Here is a 21136-nt window from a genome sequence, read left to right on the forward strand (position 1 = left end):
GGATAGATGCCAACCGGTCCACCACATTGACGGGAATCTTGATTGGGTCACACTTCCGGACTGCACAATTGCTCGAATGGCGGGCGCACGAACACCCGTCTGCAGACCTCGCAGAGTTCCGACCTTACACGGCGCGTATCAACTGATCTTGCACCCCAACCCTGGAAGCGAGGATGCCGCGTAGGGAATAGAAAAGCACCCTGCAACAGTGTGCTGGCCCTTAGGCAGTTCCTCATCTTGGGTATCGACACTGAGGCATTTCATTAGTTCTTTTTCTTCTCGGCTGCTGCGAACAATGCGCCCGCCAAAAACAAAGGAACCGCGAAAATGAATGCCGTCGACAGCTGTAGCCTGAAAATGAACAGGTCCGCCAAAAACGGCCACAGAAGCGCCACGTATTCGAATGGCGCCAGACGCGAGGCCTCGGCGTAACGAAACGCAAGTGTCATCGCTATATGGGCAAATCCACCGAACACACCTGCAGCGATCAACAGGAGCAGTGTCTGAATGTCTGGGATGACCCAGCCCCAAGGCAGCGTAAACAACGCACCGATCATGGAGGCCAAGACAAAATAGAGTGCTATGGCGCCCGGGCTTTCAGTTTTGTTGAGGCTGCGCACCATGATAAGTGCCAGAGCTGACAAGACCGCAGACACCAGGCCAATTGCGTATCCCAGCAACCTTGCACTGCTATTGGATCCGCCATCCAATTCCGGCCAGACCAGTACAACGACGCCGGAAAACCCCAGAACCAGCCCGCCTAGCCGCCATTGGGTTATCCTTTCCGAGAGCAGGAATACTGCAGCCACAGAAACCAGTACCGGGGTCAACTGCGCAATCAGGATGGCCTCGGCCAAGTTCAGACGATCAATCGCGGCAAAGGATGTAAAAAGTGCCAGTGCGCCGAAACCGGACCGGATGAAATGAGCGCCGGGTCGTCTTGTTACCAAGCCACCGGGAAACTCATTCCTGATCCAAAGAAACATCACCAAAGGTACAAGCGCAAAGAAGGAGCGGAAAAAGACGATCTCGCCCAATGGAACCTTGTCGCTGACGGCCTTTACACTGACGAACATTCCCGCACCCAGAAGGCCAGACAGCAGGCGCAATGTGACACCGAAAGCTGGGCGATCCGTGCCGCTCATTACTCGGCGTCTTTTTCCGTCAAAGCATCCCGGAGCGCGTCCCCGGCAAGGTTGATGGCAAGAACACTGGTTACCACCGCCAAACCGGGCCAGATCATTTGCAGCGGCGTCGACCGCATGTGGATACGGGCATCCAAAAGCATCGTTCCCCATTCCGGCATCGGTGGTTGGACACCGAAACCAAGGAACCCAAGCGCGGAGATGCCCAGAATGGCGCGAGCAAACATCCCGGTCCACACTACTGTGAGCGAGGGTAAGAGAGACGGTAAATAGTGCCAGCGTGCGATCGCCCAAGGAGGCACTCCAGCGAGTTTCGCTTGAATCACATAGCCTCGGGTTTTGAGCGAAAGCCCAACGCCTCTGGCAACCCGTGCGTATCTCATCCACCCGGTCGCGCTAAGGGCGAAGATCAAACTCCATGTGCCAGCGCCCATTAGCCCGGCAATCACGACGGCCGCCACCAGATCGGGAAAGGCAAGGAATGTATCGGTTGTTCGCATAACGGCCCAATCTGCCAACTTGCCGCCCAGCGCGGCGGCCAGGCCGATTGCCGTGCCGACACAAAGGCCAATGACCGAAATCAGGAACGCCAGCCCCAGGGACCACCGCGCTCCATGAAGCAGGCGGGACAGGATATCGCGACCAAGGGCGTCGGTTCCGAGCAAAAACTCCATGCTGGGTGGGCTGAGACGGTTGCGGATGTCGATCATTGTCGGCTCATACGGAGCAAAGACGGGTCCAAACACGACGAGTAGTGCAATGATCCCTGCAAGCGCGACAACGCTACGCATCTTGCTCTCCAATGCGCGGGTCAAGTGCGCGGTAGATGACATCAATGACCAGATTGACGGTGACAAATAGCAGTGCTGTCAGGATGACCACGGCCTGCACTTGTGGAAAGTCACGTGCTTCGATGGCCGTCACCAGAAAGGTTCCCAGACCTGGACGGCCGAAGATGATTTCGACCATGACCGCCCCTTCGAGGAGGAAGGCCATTTCTAAGCCCAATACAGTAAGTACCGGGATCGCAGCATGGGGCACCACGTGATCTCTGCCAATCGCCTTCGATGAAACGCCCCGGCGTTTGATGGCTGGCAAAAATGGCTGGGCGCGTGCCTCAAGGATGCCTGAACGGATAATGCGGGTTAGCGATGCAGCAACACCAAGACCGAGCGTAAGGGCTGGTAACACGACATGGGCCGATGTGCGCGCGCCCATGGCAGGCAGCCAGGCAAGATGGACAGCAAAGATTAGGATAAGCAAAAGTCCAAGCCAGTAGGCCGGAATGGCAGCCCCAAGAGATGCGATGGCAACCGCCAACCGATCGAGCCAGCCGCCCGGTCGTTTGGTGGCGACAAAGGCCAATGGTATTGAGACAACGAGGCCGATGGCAAGACCAAACAATGCGAGCGGAACAGTATAGGAAATTGCCGTCAACAGGTCAGGCAATACCTCCCGGCCTGTGACCGATGAGTTTCCAAAATCGAATACAAGCAGAGGGCGGACCCAAGACTGGAATGCAGACCAAAAACCAACGTCGAGCCGGACCTCTTCCCGGACTAGGGCGATCACTTCGTCAGTTACGAGAGCATCAAATCGCGCCATGGCGATCGACTGAGCGGGATCGCCAGGGGCATGCCACAGCAACGCAAAAGTTGCCAATGCCGTGCCCGCGAGAACGATCAATGCACGCAGAACGAGGTCAACAATACTTGCGATCATACCGGCAGTTCCAATGCGCCAAGCACCACGGCTGCATCTCGTAAGGTTCGGCAATATTCAGATTTCGGTGACGCCATGAATACTTGCGGCGTAGAGATTTCGTCGATCCGACCGGACTTTAAAACCGCGATTTCATCGGCATGGGCAACGGCATATCCCAAATCATGTGTCACGATTAAAGCGGCGAAACCTTCTTCGTCCTGCAAGTCCGCAATCAGCTTCGCCGTGTGCTTTTGCGTTACAGCATCCAGAGCCGACAACGGTTCGTCGAAGAGAACAAATGGCGGTGCGGCGATCAACGCCCTAAGGATGCCAACCCGCTGCGCCTGTCCGATTGAAACCGCGCTGGGGCGTCTGTCCAAAAGGCCGGGGTGTAATTCGAGACCGCGGCATAGACGTTCCAAGCGGTCGTCTTGCACCTTAAGCTTACCAGCAGTGACCGACTCCAAAACGGAGTGGCGCAAGGATAGTGCTGGATTGAAAGCAGAGCGAGGTTCTTGCATGACCAGCGCAGGTTTGCAGGATCGGACAGGTGCGCCAGCCCATGTGATCGAACCAAGCGAAGGTTTTAAAAGGCCAAGGATCGTTGCAATCAGCGTCGATTTTCCCGCACCACTTTCGCCGACAACAGCCAGAGTTTTTCCAGGGTCCAGCGAAAGTGAGATGCCCTTGAGCGCGACAGAAGCACCGCGTTTGACCGAGACGTGATCGACCTTCAACATGGCAGGGCAAACCAGTTTCGATGAGCCGCGAGCACTTTAGAGGGTTCCGATTGGGGGCGTTCAAGAATGTCTTTTGTTGATGCGCGCTCCACGATCTGCCCTTCGTGCATCACCATCAATTGCGAAACGCGTCGCGCAACCAATCCGAGGTCATGAGTGATAAGCATCATTGCAGTTTTGCTGCCCCGAAGATGTCGATCAAGCAAGCCCATGGTTGCAGCCGCGATCACCGGGTCCAGCGCCGATGTTGGTTCATCAAGAACGATGAGATCAGGAACCCCCATCAACGCCATTGCAATGACGAACCTCTGCTGCATCCCTCGGCTCCACGCCCAGGGCCGCTTGCGCAGATCGCCGCATTCGATTTTCAGCGATGAAAAGAGGGCCTTCTGATCGGCGGCACCCGGCTGTAAACCCAAAGCCTGTTCTGCCTCACGCCAATGGAATGCCATGCTGCGCAGCGGGTCCAGTGCCTCGTCCGGGCTTTGGGGAACATGCGCCACGGTATGGTTTTGCGCCCTCAACGCATCAACCAATGCGTGCCCTAGCGTCGACTTACCCGATCCCGACGCTCCAACCAGTCCGATCCTGTCACCGGGTGAAATTGCAAGTGAGGTTGGACAAAGAATGGTCTGACCTGAGCGCATCGCACTTAGGCCGGAAGCGGAAAGCGTCATTCAACGAACTTCGTTTCATGCGTGATCCAGTAGGTCTCGGTTGGATGCACGGCATAGCCAGTGAGGCCGGGTTTGGCGACATTGACTTGGTTGACATGGAAGACAGGAATGATGGCGGTATCTGCTGCGATGATATGCTGCGCTTCGTCATAGATCGCTTCTCGCTCTTCGTGGTCAAATGTAAGGCGGCCTTTCTCAAGCAACTTGTCCAAGGCGGTGTTCGTATAGTTCCCGGAGTTCGAAGCACCTCCGGATTTCAACAGTGTTTCAAGAACCGCACCTGGATCGCCTTGTGGCGTAGTCACCCAGGCTTGCAGGAAAAGATCAGCTGAGCCGTCCGCGATAGCGTCGCTGCTCGCCCCCCATTCGCCGATTTTGACATTCGCTATGATCCCGATGGCCGAAAGAAATGCCTGTGTCAGTTCGGCCGTCGGTGACAAGGCCGCGCGCGAAGAATAGGTCACGATGTCAATCTCAAGCGGCTCACCATCCAGCATCCAGCGCCCGCCTTCTTTGACGGCACCAGCTTCTGACAACAGTTCTTCAGCCTTTGCCGGATCGTACACTGCCTGAACATCGGCAGCCCAGCCCTTCCCGTCAGGATACACAGTCCCGGCAGCAGAGCCACCAACCCCAGAGAGAACAGCATCGACGATGCCCTGACGGTCAATTGCCAAAGATACAGCGCGGCGCACCAGCGGGTTGGCCATCGGCCCGCTGGCAGCATTCACTGTGTAGAAATAAAGGCGGGCCGTTGGCTCAGAAAAGCCAAGTGCACCAGTGCTCTTGATCCGCTCAAAATCACTCTCCGGGTAATTGATAACCATATCGACCTCGCCCGCCTCGAAGGCCAGGGCCGCCGTGGCCGGATCGCCGGACACAACCGCACGAACCTCTTCCAAGCCGGGAGCGCCAAGCCGATAGTTCGGGTTCGCTTCAACACGATAAAACTGGTTCGGTACAGCCTCTGCAAAAGAATACGGGCCAGTCGCATTGATCGGAAACGCATCCGACGGCGGGCCTAGAATCGCGATACCGGGTTCAGACAGCGTCCAAGGGAAGGCCGCGTTCGGGCTGTTGGTCTCGAATACCACGACGCTATCGCCGTCGGCTGACATTTCCGCCAGATCCAGCAGGTTCATCACCCGGGCGTTGTGCCCCGGGTGGCTCTGATCCGAAATCGGCGCAATCGCATCAATCACGGCCTGTGCCGTCAGCGGCGTACCATCGTGGAACTGTACTCCGTCCCGCAACGTAACACGCCATTTTGTCGGTGAAGACTGTTCAATGCTTTCAGCCAGACGCGGATAAAGCTTCAGGTCATAATCGATCCCCATCAACGTCTCGGTGACGCCGGTCTGGTTGGATAGCCATCCATTGTAACCAGCCCGGGGGTCTGGCACCTCAGCGCTCGGACCCGAGCCGGTCGATATGCTGAGACTTCCCTCTTGGGCAAATGTCGGCAACGCGTGGCTCAGCGTCACGATTGCAGCAAAGACAAGTCTGGTGACGATAGACATCGGGAAGCTCCTTTAGGCTTGAGAATTGGTAATGGCGTGTTGAGTTGCATACTTGTCGCGCGTCAGCATGCGCGCCTCGACCTGCGAGAGTGAATACAGCGTCTCTTCAACACTGTGCCCTCTTGCATGAGCTTTGTTCCAAATGCGACGCGCTGATGTGGGGGACCATGGAAGAACTGCCTGTGAAAGCCACTGCCGAAGGGGTGCCGGCAGAGAGTCATATGTTCGCATCGGATCGCTGAGACGACGCTTGCCACGAAGGCTTGTTTGTCCGAGATTGCGAGTGAGTTGCGCAGACATCTTGAATGGTCAAAGCTTGAAAAAAGGGTATTCATGCAACTAGCGGAGCTACATAATATACGCAACATCGTTTGTTACGTGAGCGTCAAAATAAGCGGAACTACGCGTTGAAGCGAAACAGTCGCCTGTCACTTGCCCTGCACACGCTAAGCCATATGGCGGGCGATCCGAGCCGCATGCGTACATCCGCAGATATCGCCGAACACGCTGGTACCAATCCCGTGGTCGTACGCCGTGTCCTGGGCCGACTTCGAAAAGCCGGGCTATTGACCTCGGAAAAGGGGCATTCAGGTGGCTGGCGTTTGGCACAGGCACCGGAAGACATTACACTTGCCGATGTTTACCTTGCACTCAATGAGCGTTTGGTCACCGGTGGTGACAGTGATGAAGCGCCTGCATGTTCTGTAGAAAAAGCTTTGCATAAACGGGTCACTGGCGTTCTGGAAGATGTCGAACAAAGGCTGATCCAAAGACTGAGTGAAACCTCAATCTCCGAAGTTCGCGGCAACTGATCGCAACATCGCCACCCCGAGGACATCCTTGCTGGTGGAATTTTTGCCTCGTTCGTGGGTGCGCAGCGTGCACAATTTTGGTCTTCAATGCAGCAAACCGGCTGCATTTGTGCGACCGGTTTGCCAGGCATCATATCGTCGTAGTGCGTCCTTTTCGTCTTTTATTGCGCCGCAATCTCATCAGCTTGTTCGTGCTGCTCGCCAAACCCTTTTGGAACCGGAAGGTCCGGCAGCGCCGCCGCCCTTCTTTGCAACGCGCGCCCGATCACAACGCGACTGATTTCTGTGGTTCCGTCTACAATCCGAAGCATTTGAGCAAGGCGGGACAGACGATCCAAACGGTAAGGCTGCAAAAGACCCATGCCACCAAGGACTTGAGTGCAGGTGTTTGCAGCCTTCACTGCAGCGTCCGGGACAAATCGTTTTGCATGGGCAGCCATCAAAGGGCCGTCCGGCGTACCAAGCGCCTCGGCCGCTCTGCGATAGAGCAGTCTTGACGCTTCAAGGTCGGTCGCGACTTCGCCAAGCATCCATTGAATGCCATCGAGATCCAGGTTTCTGCCACCAAACATCTTGCGGTTCTTGGAATAGGACAGTGCCGTATCCAGGGCCGATTGCATCAAGCCGCAGCATCCGGATGCAATAGAAACACGGGCAATGTCGATCGCCATAAGCGAACCCTGCAGGCCCTGACCAATAGGCAGGATGATGTTGTCTTCGCTGACGACCACCTTGTCGAGATACATTTCAGACATGGGCAGGAAGTTGTAGGACGGGGTATCGTAGAGCGGACCAAAGCTGATCCCCGGTGCATCGGCAGGAATGGCGATCATTGCCATATCCTTGTGCCCGGGCGCATCGCTTGTCTTGACGACGGTTAAATAAATATCGGCTTCTGTCGCAAGGCTGACCCATGCTTTTGATCCACTGATCGTCCATGTCCCATCGTCGTTTATTGTAGCCCGGGTGTACATTTGCATCGGGTCCGAACCGGACTGTGGTTCGGTGAGCGCAAAGTTCGCCAACTTGTGGCCGGACGTCAGATCGCGGGCCCAGTGCTGTTTGAAGGCATCAGTACCGTAGCTGCATCCCGCAAACGTACAAATATTGTGCATGGATAGGGCAAAAGCATATGCCCCATCACCAAGGCCCAACTGCTCGTAAACTTGGATACCTTCGGACAAGGGCAACCCCTGCCCGCCAAACTCTTCAGGTGCATAAAGGCCGGTCAGACCAGCAGCCCCGGCCTTGTCCGATGCATCACGGGGCCACATCTTGGCGGCATTCCATGCATCCACATTCGGCAAGATCACCTGCTCGGCGTGGTCACGAGCAGCATTTAGGATGGCAGCGAGTTTATCAGTCACTGGTGTCTTCCTTTCAGAAACCGGCAGTCAGAACATGCCACATCACTCTGCATTGCCTTGAGGCAACAAAAGCCGATGCTGGCTAGTTTGCGTGTGAATTACCCTTAAAATAAGGATGTCCAGCAACGGTTAACCATCTCTTGGGGTGACAAGATATTGTCCAAAAGTGACAAAGTGAGTTCTTAGTTTGGCGCGCGGCGATAGTGGCTGGGCGTACTTCCTGTCCACCGCTGAAAGGCCCGATGGAAATTGGCCGCCGACGAAAAGCCGACATCCTGAGCAATCTCCTCAATGGTTTTAAGACCCGCACGCAAACTGCGAATGGCAATGTCGCGGCGCAGTCCATCCTTGATCGCCTGAAAGGAGGTACCGTCGGCCTCCAATCTTCGAATAAGCGTCCGCGAGGTCATATTCATGGCATCCGCCGCATTGGTCAGATTTGCGTTCTCCCACCCCGTTTGACTGAGGTATGTGCGCACACGCAAAGACTGCGTATGCTCCCGTGATTTTGTAAAAATCCAGTCTCTGGGTGCGTTCTGCAAGAAGTCATCAAGGTCTGCTCTGTTGCGCACTTGTACGCGCCCGATCTTGTCCAAGACCAAAGTCAGAGACGTTTCTTTCCTACCGAATGACACGGGCGCGGGGAAAACAATTGCATAGTCCTGATCGAATTCGGGTCGCGCGAAAGCGAACCCTACGTGCTTTACAGGCACTTCATGCCCCGCCATCCAGGATATCAGACCGTGTGCCAATTTCAGGATCAACATATGCCCGAACCGTTGCACCTCGGCGCCGCGCTGGGGATGCAACGTCAACGTCAGAAGGTCATCTGCTTCGGTTAGGTCGAACTGGTAGTCGTCCAGCAGCAGGTTCCAGAACGTTGAAAACCGATAAAGTGCTGAAGACAGCGACGTCGCTTCGCGTACGGAAGTCAAAAGGTGCTGAAGCGCCCGCGGACGGACCGGACGGCTCCACAGCCCCATCATCTCATCCCCTGTCTCGACGGCGGCCATTTGATAAAGGCCAACAATCTGATCCAGAGTAACCCTATCGTTTGATTGACCCTGACCCATCGAGAGATGGGACCGTTCCAGTAGCGACGCCAGTTGCTCATCGGTGCAAAGCGCGCGCAGTGCAACAAGCCAGTCGCTGATAAACGGATAGGATACTGTTGAGAGGGTTGTCGGTACGGCGGCTGTCATACTCGCACGCTAGCTAGGTTCGGGTCACATGACCAATAGATGACCACTGGCGCGACTACGATTGAAGATGGGAAGATCTTGACCGCAGTTGAACAACCGCACTGACAATCATGAGCCCGTTTGATTTCGTTACCACCAACAATTCTTAAATCACCTGACTTTGACAACGAAACGATTTTGATCTGCAAGGCCAGACCAATTCCATTAACTAGGCAAATTCAATGGGCTATAAATTGATCCGATTGGGTCGGTCATTGCCGGTGTCAAAAACAATTGGGAAAGAAGTTTTTCCGAAAAACACACCAAAAAGACTATACCTAAGGCGAAACACAACTTAAAGTAGTTTGGCTAGCCTGTTCAGGGAATTGAAGTCATGCTCCAGCCTGTGCCAATGAGCCTCAGCCAGAGAAACCGAGCCAGCGAAGCACAAACGCTTCGCACACTTAACACTTTTGCGGTCGACCTGATGTCGATCCCAAGTGTCGAAGATCTGTTCTGGTATGTCGCCCAGAATGTGGTTGGCAAGCTGGGGTTTATCGACTGTGTCATCTACCAGGCCGATGAAGCGCAAACAGAGCTGACACAGGCCGCGGCATGGGGTGAGAAGAACCCTTTTGGGCGGAACATCATCAACCCGCTGGTCATCCCCTTCGGACGTGGCATCACCGGGCAGGTTGCACAAAGCGGCAAACCGATCATCGTGGACGATCTTTTGGGAGACAAGAATTACATCGCCGACACCCAACCTGCGCGCTCCGAGATTTGCATCCCATTGACCTCGGCTGGCCGAGTGGTTGGCGTCATCGACAGCGAACACCCGGACGTTGCCGTATTCGGCGAACCGGAACTGGAAATACTAAGCACGGTTGCTGCGATGACAAGCGCAAAGCTGGAGTTGCTTGCGGAGGCCCAGAGATCCCACGAGCGATACGAAGACCTCGTCGCGGCACACTCTCAACTCACTTTGGAAACGCGCAGCAGAAAGGCTTTGGAGGCCAAGCTGTTCGAGGCGCGTAAGCTGGAAGCGATCGGGTGGTTGACCGGCCGGTTCGCACATGAATTCAACAATCTGTTGACCGTAGTTTCGGGAAACATCGAACTACTGGAACTGGACGCATCAGGTGTCGAGAGGAAAGACACACTTCAGAGCATTAAGACAGCATCAGGGCGGGGCGCAAAGCTGATCCAAGACATGCTGGCCTTTGCGCAAAGGACACGTTTGGCGCCTGAGGTTCTGGATCTGAACACACTTGTGTCGATCTTCTGCGAGAACTTTGAACAGTCGCTTGCACAACACGTCGCGCAGAGCCTGGCTGGTGATCTTTGGTCGGTATCAGTCGATCCCATGGCAATGGAGAACATGCTTCTCAATCTTGTACTGAACGGTATTGACGCGATGCCGAACGGCGGCACGCTCAAGATCACAACCGAAAACGTCTTCCACACCCTGCTAGAAGGACGACACTTCCCTTCCGAGCTCCAGCCAGGACGCTATGTTAAGTTAAGTGTTTCAGATCAAGGAGCAGGCATTTCGGAGGATCGTTTGCCACAAATCTTTGATCCGTTTTTTACCACGAAAGCCGTTGGCGAAGGCACCGGGTTGGGGCTTTCTATGGTGCTCGGGGTCATGCGCCAATCGGGTGGCACCGTAGCGGTGCACAGCCGTGTCGACGAAGGTTCGACCTTCGAACTCTACTTCCCGGCCGGGGCGTCTGGCGGCAATAACGTGCCATCCACCAATAGCTGATAAGGGTTTTGCATTTGGGTGTTTCGACTGCAGAACAGATGAAAGACATTCCGGGCGCGTTCGACAACCTGCCTCTGATAGACGTCAGGGGACTGGCTTCCGCAAATAGCACCATGCACGGACAAATCGCCGATGAAATCGGTCTTGCAGCACGCGAGATCGGTTTTTTTAGGATCATCGGCCACGGGATTGACCTCACACTTGTCGAGCGAGCCTATCGAATGGCCGAGCGCTTCTTTGCCCTGCCGGACCCAATAAAGCGACGTTACTACATTGGACTAAGCACGAACCACCGCGGCTATGTCCCATTCACGGAAAAGGGCGACTACCCGGACGAGATGAACCGAAGCTACGAAGCATTCGATCTCGGTCTGGATTTGCCATGTGACGATCCCGACTATCTGTGCGGCAACCGCCTGCTAGGCCCAAATGTCTGGCCCTGTGTCGATGGATTCCAAGCCACCATCTCAGAGTACTACAAGCAGATTTCTGCGTTGGGTCGCGTCATTTGCTCGGCCCTTGAACTCCATCTGGGTTTGGCACCTGGAACAATGACAGATCACATGACGAAACCCATCTCGCAGCTTCGGCTGCTACACTACGTGCGCCAGAACAACGAGATCGACGTCAAATCGGTCAATATGGGGGCACATACTGATTACGAATGCCTAACCCTCCTACACACCCGAAATGCCGGCCTTCAAGTTATGAACACGGATGACCGTTGGATCGATGTGCCGGTCGATCCGCGTGTTTTTGTGGTAAACATCGGAGACATGCTTGAGGCATGGACCAACGGCCTGTTGCGTTCTACGCCGCACCGTGTTCTGAACCTCAGCCCTGAGCGGTTCTCGATGCCATATTTTGTCGCGGCAAACTATGACACACTGATCAGCCCATTCCCGGAACTTGTAGGTCAGTGTGAACCGCCCAGATACGAAGCTTTCAAAGCTGGGGTTCATCTGGAACGAATGCTGGTGCGGGACTTTCCGTACTTGAGAAACGGCAATCAAAGTGAAACTACTCACGGCAAATCAGGCCAGTCCGCATCGATCAAAAATCCATTCGAAACCCGAATGAACCGGAGTGCGCGTTAAATCATGCCAAGTTTGGATGCGATGATCGCCGTGGCGCTGGCCGGTCTGGCACTCAGCGCGACACCCGGCCCTTCGATGCTCTACGTGCTGTCGAGAACCGTTGGTCAGAGCCGTATGGCTGGCCTCGCCTCAGCCCTTGGATTGTGCCTGGGGGGTATCGTTCTTGCGGTTGCAACAGCATTGGGGTTGGCCACGGTTTTCCAGACATCCGACTGGCTGGTGACTGCCTTGCGCTATGTCGGATCAATCTACCTGGTCTGGCTTGGCGTTGACATGATCCGTGGAGCCAAGGTCGAGGCCCAGGTGACCTTCGACGTTAAGAAGGTGCGACAGAAACCGCTTCCCGCGATCATTTGGCAGGGCGTGATCGTGGAAGTTCTGAATCCCAAAACCGTCCTGTTCTTTGCGCTCTTTCTGCCACCCTTCATCAACACCGCCGACATTCAATCGGCCGACGCCAGTGTCCAGGTCCAACTTTTGGTACTGGGCATATTGGTGCCATTGACGGCGATCCCGTCAGACCTTGTCGTCGCCTACATGGGCGGCACCATGACAAAAGTCATCAACCGTGAAAGGGCGATGCGTGAACAGATGGCCTGGATCGGAGGACTCATACTGATTGGAATCGCACTGAACCTGCATTTGCAAATCCTTTGACGACGTTGCCGATAGAGAAGATGTGCCATTGATTGCTTAGCACGATCGCGTCACCTGTTTCCCAAGCCTTGTGGAAATTGGCTCCATGGCAGCCAAACAGACACACAGTACCCCGATATCCTTCAACTGATAAAACGTTGCAGAGCTGCGACCAGTTCTTCACGTCGATTCAGAATTGCTGATTTATAGCGCTCCACCCTATCTGGCAAAAAATAGTGTTCCTGGTCTAGGACATTGACGGTCCCAACAACCCGATCATCGACGACCGGAACGTTAAGAGCTGACTGACAACCAAGGCTTTCGATTAACGCGTGGTCTGCAAAATAGATTGCAAATTCCGCAACCGTGTTTGCCACAAATGTCTCACCTCGTTCGATAACCATCTCGGTCCATGCGCCTTGCGACATCGGTTTGGTGCCCGAGACCGGGTAGGTCTCGGGGTGCGAGGTGTAAACGCGCTGCGCGAGTCCAGCCTTGGGGTCAAGGACTGTCACGGTGAACAAGCGCCCTCCGACTTCCTTATGCAAATCGGCAAAGAACTCGTCAGCGGACTCCGCGTCGCTCATTCCTTATCTACAAGACGGTAGAAGACGTAGTCTGAGGTCGCACCATTCACAAACCCATTGACGTTATCACGCATCGCAACCTGCTTGATCGCCTGGAACATAATGATAAATGGAGCCTCGGCCTGAGTTTCCTTCTGTAACTCCAGATACATCTCCAGCCGTTTATCAGGGTCCTGCTCGGCAAGGGCAGCCATTGTTTTCTCATTCATCCCGGCTGGCGGCATCCACGCGTTGCGCCAGGTCGTCGTCGAAGTATATTTGTCGTCCGAATTGTCAGCATTGAACGCAAACGCCTTGGCGTTCGAATGCGGATCCATGAAGTCCGGGCCCCAGTAAAGCAACATCGCCTCATGGGTCCGCGCGCGGTACTTGGTGATCACCTGCGCGCCAGTTCCCGCAACAATCTCAAGATTGATACCCCCTTCGGCAAAGGAGGCCTGCAATGCCTGCGCCATTTCGACAAAGGTCGGGGCCGAGATCACATCCATCGTCACATTGATTGGTGTTTCCACACCGGCATCCGCGAGGATCTGCTTGGCCTTCGCCGGGTCATAGCTGAACGGTGTGTCAGTCAGCGCGCCGGGAAAGCCGTCAGGCCAGAATGCCTGATGGACCTTCATCTGCCCTTCAAGCATCCCATCGGCCATGCCCTGATAGTCGACGAGATAACGTGCCGCTTCCCACACTGCGGGGTCGGTGAGGCTTTCGGTTTTCTGGTTGAACGACACCCAGTGCACTGCCGCCTGCGGGTATGTTTCGACCCGCACGCTGTCGGCCCCGTCAAGACCCGCGATCTGCCCTGGGTCGAGGTTCTTCGCCATATCGATATCGCCCGCCTCAAGCTGCAAACGTTGCGTGGCACCTTCTGGATTATGCTGAATGACGACGCGGTCCATCGCCGGACCACCCTGATAGTAGTCGGGATTGGCATCGAGCGAGAGGATGTCGGCAGGCCGGTATGTGCCAAGGCTGAACGGTCCAGTGCCAGCGGAGTTCTTGTTCATCCACGCGTGGCCCATATCACCATCAACTTCATTGGACATGACAGTTTCCATATCCACGACAGATGCCGGCCGTGCAGCCAGTACATTCAGCACAAAGGACGGTGCGAAATCGCCTTCGTAGCGCACGGTAACGGTATCTCCGCTTGTCGCAACCATCTGTTCGATGTTGTCAGCTGTCCAGCCAAGCTGCGTCAGGATAAAGGCTGGGGCTTTGTCCAGTGTCACGACACGTTTCCACGACCCAACAACGTCTTCCCCGCGCAGTGGATTGCCGGAGTGGAACGTCACATCGTCGCGCAGCGTGAACGTAACGGTCTTGTTCTCTGCATCGATTTGCCAGTCTGTTGCCAGAGCCGGGGCAAGAACAGTGGTATCTGCCGCATCATATCGGACCAGTGTATCATATGTATTGGCCACATATTCGCCCGAGCTGAATTCATACGCAGACGCAGGATCGATGGTCACAATGTCATCGATGTTCTGCGCAACGACGAGAATGTTGTCGGGCGTTTCAGCGTAGAGCGGCATAACGGCCATCAAGCTGGCGGTGACACCAACCAACAAAGATTTTCTGAAATGGTACATGTATTCCCCCGTTTCTGGAGTTCGCCTCAAACCGAGGCCTGAAGTAGGTGCTGCGAATAGGGATGCGTGGCCTTCATGGCGCGCAGGGCCACCACATCCATGATCTCAACAATCTCGCCGTCTTTCATCACCGCAAGCCGATCGCACATGTGGCCGACAACGCTGAGGTCGTGGGAAACCATCAGATAAGTCAGTCCGTGTTCTTGGCGCAGGTCAGCAAGCAGGTTCAGAATTTCGGCCTGCACAGAAACATCTAGCGCAGAGGTCGGCTCGTCGAGAAGCAAAAGCTCAGGTTCTGGGGCCAAGGCGCGGGCAATCGCCACGCGCTGCCGCTGTCCACCGGACAACTGGTGGGGATAGCGGAAGCGGAATTTCTGACCCAACCCGACATCATCGAGCAACCTGGCAACACGGGCATCGATGTCCTTGAACCCGTGCAGCTGCAACGTTTCCCCAAGGACCGCATCAACTGAATGGCGTGGGTGAAGGGACGCATATGGGTCCTGAAACACCATCTGGACCTGCTTATAGAAGTCTTTGGGACGCCGTCTTTCGATCTGCCTGCCGCCGACGACAATCTCGCCCGACCAAGAGGGGGCAAGGCCTGTGATCGCGCGCAGGATCGTTGATTTTCCAGATCCACTTTCGCCAACCAGGCCAAAGCTCTCCCCTGCCCCAACTTCAAAGGCAGCGTTTCTGACGGCATCGACCCGGTCTCGGCCACTTCCGAACCAAACGTTCAGCCCATCTATTTCCAGCATCTTCATAGGCGCCCGCTCACGCTTGGGGCTTCCGACCACGCAGGATCGCGCTTCAACACGTCCAGACGGTCGCGTGGCGTGTCGAGCCGTGGCAGCGAATTCAACAGGCCCCGCGTATAAGGGTGCTGCGCCTCGTGCAGCTTGTTGGCATCACAGACCTCTACGATCCTGCCAGCGTACATAATCAGGACCCTATCACAGAAATCGGCGACCAAATTGAGATCATGACTGATGAAGATCAGTCCCATGCCCCGCTCCTGGACCAGCTTGTCCATGATGTCGAGCACTTGCCGCTGAACCGAGACATCCAATGCAGAGGTCGGTTCGTCCGCAATCAGGATTTCGGGGTTCGGGATGAGCATCATGGCGATCATGATGCGCTGCCCCATACCGCCCGACATCTCGTGCGGGTAAGCGCGCATGACGCGTTCGGGATTACGGATGGACACCGCCTCAAGCATCTCAAGCGCTTTGACCCACGCCTCGGATTTCGTCGCCTTGTTGTGCAGCCGGTAAGATTCGATGATCTGATCACCAATGGTCATTACCGGGTTCAGTGAAAACTTTGGGTCCTGCATCACCATCGAAATGCGCTCGCCACGCACATCGCGCATGCTCTTTTCGGATTTCTGCAGCAGGTCCACACCGTCCAACTTGATGTGATCAGCTTCGACGATCCCGGGCGGTCGAATGAGGCGCAGGATCGCGCGGCCAGTCATTGACTTGCCAGAGCCGCTTTCCCCAACAATGCCAAGGCGTTCGCGCCCGAGCGTGAACGAGACACCTCGCACTGCATCAAAGACGCCTTGGCGGGTGGGGAATCTGACCCATAGGTTTTCGACATCAAGAAGAGGGTCCATCACTCACCTGCTTTCGGATCAAGCACGTCGCGCAGGCCATCGCCAAGGAGGTTGAACGCCAACGACACAGTAAAAATGGCCAGCCCCGGCATGGTGGCGACCCACCAGTGGTCGAGAATAAAGCGGCGACCCTCTGAAATCATCGCACCCCATTCCGGGCTGGGCGGTTGTGCCCCGAGACCAAGAAAGCCCAGACCAGCGGCAGCGAGGATAATACCCGCCATATCAAGTGTTACCCGCACAATGAGGGACGACACGCAAAGCGGCCAGATATGTTTCGTGATGATCCGGAGGCCTCCGGCACCCTGAAGCTTGATCGCCGAGATGTAGTCGGAGGAGCGGATGGTCAGTGTCTCGGCCCGCGCGATGCGGGCATAGGGCGGCCATGCGGTTAGGGAAATTGCAATCACCGCATTTTCGATCCCGGCCCCGAGCGCCGCTACAAAGGCCAAAGCAAGCACCAGGCGCGGAAAGGCGAGAAAGATGTCAGTGATCCGCATCAGGACGATATCTACCCACCCGCCGATATAGCCAGAGACAGTCCCAACCAAGAGACCGACGATTGGCGCAATCATGGCCACCAAGGCCACGATATAGAGCGTGATCCGCGCACCGTAGATCAGTCGCGACAATATATCCCGGCCCAGACTGTCGGTGCCAAGGATGTGCCCTTCCGACCCCAAGGGCGCGAGCCGATTGCCAAGGTTCTGAACAAAGGGATCATGCGGTGCCAGCAGCGGCGCGGCAGCAGCAATCAGCACCAGTGACAGCAGAATGCCAAGTCCGATCATCGCCATGGTGTTCGCGCGAAACGCAAGCCAGCCCTGATACAGCGCCGACAGTTTCGCATGGCGGCGCGAGGTGGGCGTATCCGTCAGAAGCCAAGCCCTGAGTGTCTGTTCCGTCATCTACTTGGCCCTCGGATCAAAGACCTTGTAGAGCAGGTCCGAGAAGATATTGAGCAGGATGAAAATCAGTCCGACGACAACCGTGCCGCCAAGGACGGCATTCATATCTGCACTCAGAAGAGCTGTGGTAATGTAGCTGCCAATCCCCGGCCAGGAAAAGATGATCTCGGTCAGCACCGAGCCTTCCAGCAGGTTGGCATAGCTGAGTGCGATAACCGTGATCAGTTGCACGCGGATATTCTTGAACGCGTGTCTCCAGATGACATCCCATTCGGACATGCCCTTGACCCGCGCGGTGGTGATGTATTCGGCACTGAGCTGCTCAAGCATGAAGGAGCGCGTCATTCTGCTGATATAGGCCAGCGAAAAGTACCCAAGGAGAGAGGCAGGCAGGATGATATGACTGAACGCATCCTTGAAGACGTCCCAGTTTCCGTCGAGAGCCGCATCCACAAGGATCAAACCTGTAACGCTTGGCACCACGTCAACATAGAATATGCCGACACGTCCCGGCCCGCCGACCCACCCCAGAATGCCATAGAAGATCAGCAGGCCCATGAGGCCAAGCCAGAAAATCGGCATTGAATATCCGACAAGCGCAAGCACGCGGGCGAGTTGATCAATCCATGAGCCTTTGCGGGCGGCGGCAACAACGCCCAGCGGAACGCCAATGACGATTCCGATGAAAATGCCCAGTGTCGCAAGCTCAAGCGTTGCAGGGAAAACGCGTGCGATGTCTTCCGAGACAGGTCTCGCGTTCAAAAGCGAAGTGCCGAAATCAAGGTGCAACACGTCCCAAATGTAGTACCCGAACTGCACGACCAAGGGCTTGTCGAGGCCAAGCTCGAGAAACACCGCATCATAGGTGGATTGCGACGCACGCTCACCGACGATGGCCAGCACCGGATCGATGGGCATCACGCGACCGATAATGAAAGTAACGAATAAGAGCCCAAGCATCGTAACGGCAATCGAGCCGATCGTTAGGGCCATTGTCTTTATCCACGAAGGAAGAGGCGCGTGCGCGCGCCTCTTCCTGTTGTCCTCTGTGAGGGCCATTTACTTTGTGACCTGCCAATAGGCTGCAGAGGTCACGGCCTGACCGGTGGACCAGTCAGTCACGTTGTCCCGCAGCGCCGATTGCTCGATCTGTTGGAACATCACGACGAAAGGCGACGTCTCGCGGAACTCGGCCTGAATGTCCTGATACATCTGGACACGGGCATCGCGGTCATTCTCGACCACAGCGGCTTCGACTTTCTCGGTCAAACCGCCAGTATCCCAGCTGTTGCGCCAGGCTAGCAGACCGGTGGCCTGAGCCGCATCCGAGTTGTCCGGATTGTAGGCAAACGTACCCGCATTGGTCTGTGGATCAGGGTAATCAGGACCCCAAGCGCCCAGATACACGTCCAGTTCGCGCGCGCGATACCGTGCCAAGATTTGCTTGGCGGTGCCCACGGTGATGTTCACCTTGATGCCGGCCTGTGCAGCAGCATTCTGGAAGCTCTGCCCGATCTCGATGCGTTCCTGTGCTTCGCGCACACCAATCTCGACCTCAAGGTTTTCGACCCCGGCGGCTGCCAGCAGTTCCTTGGCCTTTTCGATGTTGTAGGAGAATGGGTTCTCCTCTGACGCGCCAAGATAGGTCGCCGGCAGGAAGTTCTGATGGATCGTGTATTGGCCCTTCAGAAAGCTATCCCGCATGCCTTCGTAGTCGATCAGATATTTGAAGGCCTGCCGCACCTCCGGTTTGGACAGCTCTGGGTGTTTCTGGTTCAGTGCGATGTACATCAGACGGCCCTTCAGCTCGTCCTCGATCTTCACGCCCTCGACTTGGGACGCGCCAGCGATGTCTTCCGGGTTCAGGTTGCGGGCGATGTCCACATCACCGCGTTCCAACAAAAGCCGTTGCGACGCACTTTCGATGACATGGCGCACAATGACCCGCTCCATCGCAGGTGCACCTCCGTAGTAATCGGGGTTGGATGACAGGGTGACACTTTCATTTGGCTTCCAGCTGTCCAGTTTATAGGGGCCTGAACCTGCAGAGGTGGTCTTCAGCCACTCGTTGCCCATGTCGCCATCGACCTCGTTGGCCATGACGGTTTCCTTGTCCACAATTGCCCCGATGGTGGCAGTCAGACAGTTGAGCACGAAGGATGTCGCATAACGCTTATCCGTAGTGATCATCAGCTTGTTGCCTTCGGCACGGATCGTCTCGGCCGCGTTTTCAGGAGTGAAACCAAACTGTGTCAAAATGAACGCTGGCGTCTTGTTCAGTATCACTGCGCGCTGCAGCGAAAAGGCTGCATCTTCTGCGGTGACCGGATTGCCAGAATGAAACGTCACCCCCTCACGCATGGTAAAGGTGATTGTTTTTCCGTCTTCCGAGACGTCCCAACTCTCCGCAAGATCTGGTTTATACCCTGCAGCCAGATCATTCGGATCAAGACTGACAAGGCGGCTGTAAACATTTCGGCTGATGTCCGAGCCAGCAAATTCGAAGCTTTCAGCAGGATCAATCGTGGTGACGTCATCAATCCGGTGCGCGATCACAAGCATGTTCGAGGGCGTCTCGGCCACTGCCGAAAAGGATGTCACGCTGACCGCAAGACCCATCGCGACCCCAGTGAGCAATTTCGCAAAAGTATTCATTTGGTGTTTCTCTCCTTTGTCAGAATTTGGCGTGTTTGTGCCCGGGTTATGCTCCCCAGGTTTCCTCAAGAACTCTAAGCCAATTTCCATGGCAGAGCTTCGTCATCAAAGCATCGTCGTAGCCGTGTTGCCGCATGGCTGCCCTGAATTTCGGCAATCCGGCACTGGATTTGAGCACTTCAGGCACAATCGCACCGTCGTAATCCGATCCAAACCCAACACGATCTTCGCCAAGTGTCCCGATCAAATGGTCAAGGTGGCGGATCATCTGCTCGAGCGGGACGTCAGACAGCATCTTGCCATCCGGGCGCAAAAACGCCGCCGCAAAGTTCAATCCCACCATACCACCGCTTTCGGCAATCGCCGCAAGCTGTTTGTCTGTCAGGTTTCGGGAGTGCGGACAGATCGCGTGAGCATTGGAATGCGTCGCGACCAAAGGTTTGGTTGAATACCGCGCCACATCCCAGAATCCCGCCTCATTGAGATGTGAAAGGTCCACCATGATACCAAGCTCATTGCATCGTTTGACCAAACGCAGTCCGCGATCGGTGAGGCCGGGGCCCGTATCGGGACCGCTGGGGTATCGAAACGGTACACCATGGCCAAAGATAGTGTCGCGGCTCCAAACCAAACCTAGGGACCGCAACCCGGCCTGACACAGCACCTCAAGCGTATTCAGTTCAGGATCAATCGCTTCCGCGCCCTCGATGTGAAAAACGGCGGCGAGCCTTCCTGCATTCAGGCAACTCCTGATCTCTTTGGCCGAGCGACAAACAGTCAGCGCGCCCTGTCTTTCCAACTCGAACAGGATCGCGGCTTGGGACATGACGATCGGAAACGCATCTTCCCAATTGATTGGATCAGGCAAAGGAAGATCGTATGCGTCCCTCGTCATCTCCTGAAACTTGTCATCAGCATCCATCGGTGACGGCACAAAGACGGCAAAAAAGCCGCCGCCAAAGCCACCCAATTCGGCCGAAGGCAGATCGATCGCACCTTCGTCTCCCGTCATGAAACGTTCTACAGCTGACGCTTGGCCTGCCCTGAAGAGCTTCAAAAGTACATCGTTGTGTCCATCGAAAATGGTCGGATCGGTTGCGTGTCCCAAAAAGTGGCGGCTCCAAGCAAT

At 55.7% G+C, this 21136-nt stretch carries 21 protein-coding genes; 4 read left to right on the forward strand and 17 right to left on the reverse strand.

The features are described from left to right. Nucleotides 1–263: 263 nt before the first annotated feature. The 7 genes from AC53L6_RS19360 to AC53L6_RS19390 are packed head-to-tail and all read right to left on the reverse strand — an operon-like array spanning nucleotide 264 to nucleotide 6086. Nucleotides 264–1145 (reverse strand): DMT family transporter, encoded by an 882-nt coding sequence (locus AC53L6_RS19360; RefSeq protein WP_496909009.1) that lies wholly within the window; start codon nucleotides 1143–1145, stop codon nucleotides 264–266. Next, nucleotides 1145–1936: an ABC transporter permease gene (locus AC53L6_RS19365; RefSeq protein WP_496909010.1), complete on the reverse strand. Its 792-nt coding sequence runs from the start codon at nucleotides 1934–1936 to the stop codon at nucleotides 1145–1147. The genes AC53L6_RS19360 and AC53L6_RS19365 overlap by 1 nt, the downstream gene beginning before the upstream one ends. After that, entirely contained in the window at nucleotides 1929–2867 is a 939-nt protein-coding gene (locus AC53L6_RS19370; protein WP_496909011.1) for an ABC transporter permease, read from the reverse strand. The genes AC53L6_RS19365 and AC53L6_RS19370 overlap by 8 nt, the downstream gene beginning before the upstream one ends. Next, the gene (locus AC53L6_RS19375; RefSeq protein ID WP_496909012.1) at nucleotides 2864–3589 is read right to left on the reverse strand and encodes an ABC transporter ATP-binding protein; all 726 of its coding nucleotides are present in this window, start codon (nucleotides 3587–3589) and stop codon (nucleotides 2864–2866) included. Before AC53L6_RS19375 ends, AC53L6_RS19370 begins: the two co-directional genes overlap by 4 nt. After that, complete coding sequence (locus tag AC53L6_RS19380; protein WP_496909013.1) at nucleotides 3583–4266, reverse strand: ATP-binding cassette domain-containing protein; 684 nt, start codon at nucleotides 4264–4266, stop codon at nucleotides 3583–3585. Before AC53L6_RS19380 ends, AC53L6_RS19375 begins: the two co-directional genes overlap by 7 nt. Continuing rightward, nucleotides 4263–5786 (reverse strand): ABC transporter substrate-binding protein, encoded by a 1524-nt coding sequence (locus tag AC53L6_RS19385; protein ID WP_496909014.1) that lies wholly within the window; start codon nucleotides 5784–5786, stop codon nucleotides 4263–4265. Before AC53L6_RS19385 ends, AC53L6_RS19380 begins: the two co-directional genes overlap by 4 nt. A 12-nt stretch (nucleotides 5787–5798) precedes the next feature. Further along, nucleotides 5799–6086 carry a DUF6525 family protein gene (locus AC53L6_RS19390; RefSeq protein WP_496909015.1) on the reverse strand — a complete coding sequence of 96 codons (288 nt, stop codon included), beginning with the start codon at nucleotides 6084–6086 and terminating at the stop codon, nucleotides 5799–5801. Between the two features lie 107 nt (nucleotides 6087–6193). Between AC53L6_RS19390 and AC53L6_RS19395 the strand changes: the two genes are divergently transcribed. After that, the gene (locus AC53L6_RS19395; protein ID WP_496909016.1) at nucleotides 6194–6598 is read left to right on the forward strand and encodes an RrF2 family transcriptional regulator; all 405 of its coding nucleotides are present in this window, start codon (nucleotides 6194–6196) and stop codon (nucleotides 6596–6598) included. A gap of 161 nt (nucleotides 6599–6759) precedes the next feature. Here the strand turns inward: AC53L6_RS19395 and AC53L6_RS19400 are convergent, their stop codons facing one another. Both AC53L6_RS19400 and AC53L6_RS19405 read right to left on the reverse strand, forming a co-directional pair. Continuing rightward, complete coding sequence (locus AC53L6_RS19400; protein ID WP_496909017.1) at nucleotides 6760–7965, reverse strand: acyl-CoA dehydrogenase family protein; 1206 nt, start codon at nucleotides 7963–7965, stop codon at nucleotides 6760–6762. A 182-nt stretch (nucleotides 7966–8147) separates the two neighbouring features. Then, nucleotides 8148–9167 (reverse strand): helix-turn-helix domain-containing protein, encoded by a 1020-nt coding sequence (locus AC53L6_RS19405; protein WP_496909018.1) that lies wholly within the window; start codon nucleotides 9165–9167, stop codon nucleotides 8148–8150. 373 nt (nucleotides 9168–9540) lie between these two features. On the opposite strand from AC53L6_RS19405, the gene AC53L6_RS19410 reads away from it, so the two are divergent. The 3 genes from AC53L6_RS19410 to AC53L6_RS19420 are packed head-to-tail and all read left to right on the forward strand — an operon-like array spanning nucleotide 9541 to nucleotide 12668. Next, entirely contained in the window at nucleotides 9541–10914 is a 1374-nt protein-coding gene (locus tag AC53L6_RS19410; RefSeq protein WP_496909019.1) for an ATP-binding protein, read from the forward strand. Nucleotides 10915–10952: 38 nt separating this feature from the next. Next, nucleotides 10953–12011: an isopenicillin N synthase family dioxygenase gene (locus AC53L6_RS19415; RefSeq protein ID WP_496909020.1), complete on the forward strand. Its 1059-nt coding sequence runs from the start codon at nucleotides 10953–10955 to the stop codon at nucleotides 12009–12011. Nucleotides 12012–12014: 3 nt separating this feature from the next. Beyond that, a complete protein-coding gene (locus tag AC53L6_RS19420; RefSeq protein ID WP_496909021.1) occupies nucleotides 12015–12668 on the forward strand; it encodes a LysE family translocator in 654 nt (217 codons plus the stop codon). A 122-nt stretch (nucleotides 12669–12790) separates the two neighbouring features. Here the strand turns inward: AC53L6_RS19420 and AC53L6_RS19425 are convergent, their stop codons facing one another. The 8 genes from AC53L6_RS19425 to AC53L6_RS19460 form a co-directional block, all read right to left on the reverse strand. Next, complete coding sequence (locus tag AC53L6_RS19425; protein ID WP_496909022.1) at nucleotides 12791–13234, reverse strand: GAF domain-containing protein; 444 nt, start codon at nucleotides 13232–13234, stop codon at nucleotides 12791–12793. Further along, the gene (locus tag AC53L6_RS19430) at nucleotides 13231–14775 is read right to left on the reverse strand and encodes an ABC transporter substrate-binding protein (protein WP_496909089.1); all 1545 of its coding nucleotides are present in this window, start codon (nucleotides 14773–14775) and stop codon (nucleotides 13231–13233) included. The genes AC53L6_RS19425 and AC53L6_RS19430 overlap by 4 nt, the downstream gene beginning before the upstream one ends. 74 nt (nucleotides 14776–14849) lie before the next feature. Further along, nucleotides 14850–15590: an ABC transporter ATP-binding protein gene (locus AC53L6_RS19435; RefSeq protein ID WP_496909023.1), complete on the reverse strand. Its 741-nt coding sequence runs from the start codon at nucleotides 15588–15590 to the stop codon at nucleotides 14850–14852. Beyond that, the gene (locus AC53L6_RS19440) at nucleotides 15587–16444 is read right to left on the reverse strand and encodes an ABC transporter ATP-binding protein (RefSeq protein ID WP_299705912.1); all 858 of its coding nucleotides are present in this window, start codon (nucleotides 16442–16444) and stop codon (nucleotides 15587–15589) included. Before AC53L6_RS19440 ends, AC53L6_RS19435 begins: the two co-directional genes overlap by 4 nt. Next, the gene (gene nikC / locus AC53L6_RS19445; protein ID WP_496909024.1) at nucleotides 16444–17352 is read right to left on the reverse strand and encodes a nickel transporter permease; all 909 of its coding nucleotides are present in this window, start codon (nucleotides 17350–17352) and stop codon (nucleotides 16444–16446) included. The genes AC53L6_RS19440 and nikC overlap by 1 nt, the downstream gene beginning before the upstream one ends. After that, nucleotides 17353–18411, reverse strand: a complete 1059-nt coding sequence (locus tag AC53L6_RS19450) for an ABC transporter permease (RefSeq protein WP_496909025.1) — start codon at nucleotides 18409–18411, stop codon at nucleotides 17353–17355. Continuing rightward, nucleotides 18412–20007, reverse strand: coding sequence for an ABC transporter substrate-binding protein (locus AC53L6_RS19455; RefSeq protein WP_496909026.1), 1596 nt, complete (start codon nucleotides 20005–20007; stop codon nucleotides 18412–18414). It lies immediately after the preceding gene. A gap of 46 nt (nucleotides 20008–20053) precedes the next feature. Continuing rightward, complete coding sequence (locus tag AC53L6_RS19460) at nucleotides 20054–21115, reverse strand: dipeptidase (RefSeq protein ID WP_496909027.1); 1062 nt, start codon at nucleotides 21113–21115, stop codon at nucleotides 20054–20056. Nucleotides 21116–21136 lie beyond the last annotated feature (21 nt).

The sequence above is a fragment of the Tateyamaria sp. LSS28 genome (genome assembly GCF_059611725.1).